Here is a 3,032-nt window from a genome sequence, read left to right as displayed (position 1 = left end):
GCCCCCCACCTCGCGGCCACTGCGATCCACGGCTGAGGTGAGCGTCGGGGCACGCGGGGTGGGGGGCCGCCCTGCACACCACGTCGGCCCTCGTGCTGTCCGAGCTGGCCGGTCTCGACGGGAGCACGTCCTACCTCCTGCCCGGAGCACTCGCGATCGTCCTGCCTCGGATGTTCGGCCGGGGTGGCCGGGGCCGGCGGATCCCGTGGCTCGCCCGGCTCGCGTGCGAGTCGGGCGGCTGGTACGTCTACATGTTCGCCGGTTCGCCGGACATCAGGCTGGTCTCGTACGGCGGTCCGCGCCTGGGCCAGCCGTTCGCCGTGGTGCTGGGCGCGGTGGCGGCGGTGACCGGCGGCCTGGTCCTGTCCCGTCGGTTCCGGGCGCGGGCCCGCGGGTCGACCCCCGGCGCCAGCCGCCGGCGCCGCTGGGTGTGGGCGCTGGTCAGCGTGCCCCTCGCGGTGACGCTGGGGGTGCGTGCGGCCGAGCATCACCACGTCGTGCTGCTCGCCACATGGACGATCGTCTCGCTGCTGATGCTGCTGGTCGCCAGCCTGACTCTCGTGCGCGGCCAGTACAGCTGGCAGCGCCCCGAGCGGGTGCATCACGTGGACCTGACCGGCAACCTCGCGCCCCGCAACCGCTTCTCGCTCATCGTCCCCGCCCGCGACGAGCCGGTGCTCGGGCGGACCCTGACCCAGATCCTTGCCGGCGACTACCCCCACGACCTGGTGGAACTAGTCGTGATGGTGTCCCATGACGAGGTCGACCAGGAGACCCGGCGGGTCGCCGAGGAGATCGCCGGCCGGCATTCCAACGTGCGGGTCGTCGCGCCCGAAGGCAGCCGGCGTAGTAAACCCCTGTCCCTGGAGGACGCCCGCCGGCACTGTACCGGAGACCTGGTCGGCGTCGTCGACGCGGAGTCCCTGATCGCCGGGGGACTCCTGCGTTACGTGAACACGCTGGCCCTGCGCCACGCCGACGTCGGCATCTTCCAGGGCGGCGTGCAGCTCATGAACGCGCGTGCCACGGCGTGGCGGCGCGCCGCGGACCACTCGCCGATGCGGGCGTTCCTCCACTGGTTGGACACGGGCACCTCCTGGTGGCGGGCCCGCAACTGCCTCGAGTACTACATCTGGTTCATGTCGCGGCTGCGTTTCCAGGCGCGCGCGCGTTTCATCCCACTTGGCGGCAATACGGTGTTCATTCGGCGAACGGTTCTGGAAAGGCTCGGTGGGTGGGACGTCTCCTGCCTCACCGAGGACTGTGACCTCGGGGTGCGGGCCTCGGTCGCCGGAATCCCGACCGCGGTCTTCTACCACCCCGATCTGACGACCCGGGAGGAGACCCCGGAAAGCCTCACGAAACTCGTCGTCCAGCGCACCCGCTGGATGATGGGGTTCATGCAGGTCCTCTTCAAGGGGGACTGGCGGGCGCTTCCGGGAGCACGCCAGCGCATCATGGCGGTGGAGATGCTCACGATGCCGTTCTTCCAGGCACTCGCCGGCGTCCTGCTGCCGGTGTCGCTGGTCCTTACGTTGTTCCTGGCGGCGCCGACCGGTCTGGTCATCGTCTTCTGGCTTCCGTTCGGTGCGACCGTCATGACGGTCTTCTCCGAACAGGCGGCGTTCCGCGAGTTCGCCGAGGCGTACGGGCTCGATCTGCGTCGCTGGGACAGCGTGCGGCTCGTGCTCTGCGCCCCGCTGTACCAGCTCGCGCTTTCCGCCGCCGCGGTGCGCGCCACGGCCCGGTTGCTGCGTGGCCGGGTCGAGTGGGAGAAGACCTCCCACTCCGGGGCCCACCACAGCACCGCCTCCGGCCGCTTCGAGCTGGAGGTGGCGTCGTGACCGCACCCGACGCCGCGAACCCGTACCCCCGACTGCTCGGCCCGCAGACCGCCGTGACCTGGATCGCCGCCCGGGCCGGGGAGCTCGCCGGCCGACTGGTCGGCTGGGCCGGCGCCCGCCGCCGCAGCCTGCTCCTGCTCGCCGTGCTCCTGACGGTGGTGGCGGTGCTGCACGGTTATAACTTCGACGGCTGGCCGGGCCGCGTCACCGACGACGAGGGCACGTATGCTGCCCAGGCGTATTCGATGCAGTACTGGAACCGGATCGCGCATTACACGTACTGGTACGACCATCCGTTCGGCGGATGGCTGTTGATTGCCATCTACACGAAGATCACTGATGGTTTCAACCGGGCGCCGACGGCGGTCACCGCCGCCCGCGAGCTCATGTTCGGCGTGCATCTGGTGAGCTGCGTGCTACTGTACCGGTTCGGCCGGCTCCTCGGCCTACGACGGTTCTTCGCCGGCCTGGCCCTGCTCGTCTTCTCGCTTTCACCGCTCGCCCTGTGGTATCAGCGGATGGCGTTCCTCGACAACATCGCCGTGATGTGGCTGCTTGCCGCCCTGGTGTGCGCGGCGTCGCCGCGCCGCAGTGTCGCGGCGGCGGCGTTCGCCGGGATCTTCATGGCCTTCGCGTTCTGGTCGAAAGAAACCGTCCTGATCTTCCTCCCGGGGTTGTACGTACTGCTCCGGCAGAATCGTGATCCTCGTAACTGGCGATTCGTGCGGCGCAACTTCATGGGCTGCCTGATCGGCGTGTGCGGCATCTACATCCTGTATGCGGCCGCGAAGAACGAGCTGTTCGAGGGGCCCGGCCACGTCTCGCTGGAATGGGCGATCAGATGGCAGCTGTTCGACCGGGCCCCGAGCGGCAGCGTGCTTGACACCGGCAGTGACACCTACCATGTCGTGCGGTCCTGGCTCGATCTCGATCCCTACCTGGTCCTCGCCGGTATTGCGGCCGCGGTTCCCCTGCTCGCCCTGCGGCGGCTGCGGGTCGTCGCCGGACTGCTGCTGCTGCAGTTCGCCTTCGTTTTCCGCAACGGCTACCTGCCCAACCCCTACATCACCGCGATGCTCCCATTCGCCGCGTTGTGCGTGGCAGGGCTGCTCGACGCCGTCCTGCCGAGTGGAGCACAGCCGCGACGCGGTCCGCTGCATCATGCTCGGCCGGGGCCGGGGCCGGGGC

At 69.7% G+C, this 3,032-nt stretch carries 2 protein-coding genes; both read left to right on the top strand.

Annotated elements, in window-relative coordinates; all coding sequences use genetic code 11:
* The first annotated feature begins 92 nt into the window (after positions 1–92).
* Positions 93–1,844 carry a glycosyltransferase family 2 protein gene (locus AC08OV_RS24275; protein ID WP_476620399.1) on the top strand — a complete coding sequence of 584 codons (1,752 nt, stop codon included), beginning with the start codon at positions 93–95 and terminating at the stop codon, positions 1,842–1,844.
* The coding region (locus AC08OV_RS24270) for an ArnT family glycosyltransferase (RefSeq protein ID WP_476620398.1) at positions 1,841–3,032 on the top strand (1,192 nt) is incomplete at its 3' end. The genes AC08OV_RS24275 and AC08OV_RS24270, both read left to right, overlap by 4 nt.

This window comes from Frankia sp. CeTa3Moorea (assembly GCF_978021225.1).
The sequence above is the reverse complement of the archived record's forward strand: the minus strand, read 5'-3'. Positions and strand labels throughout refer to the sequence as shown.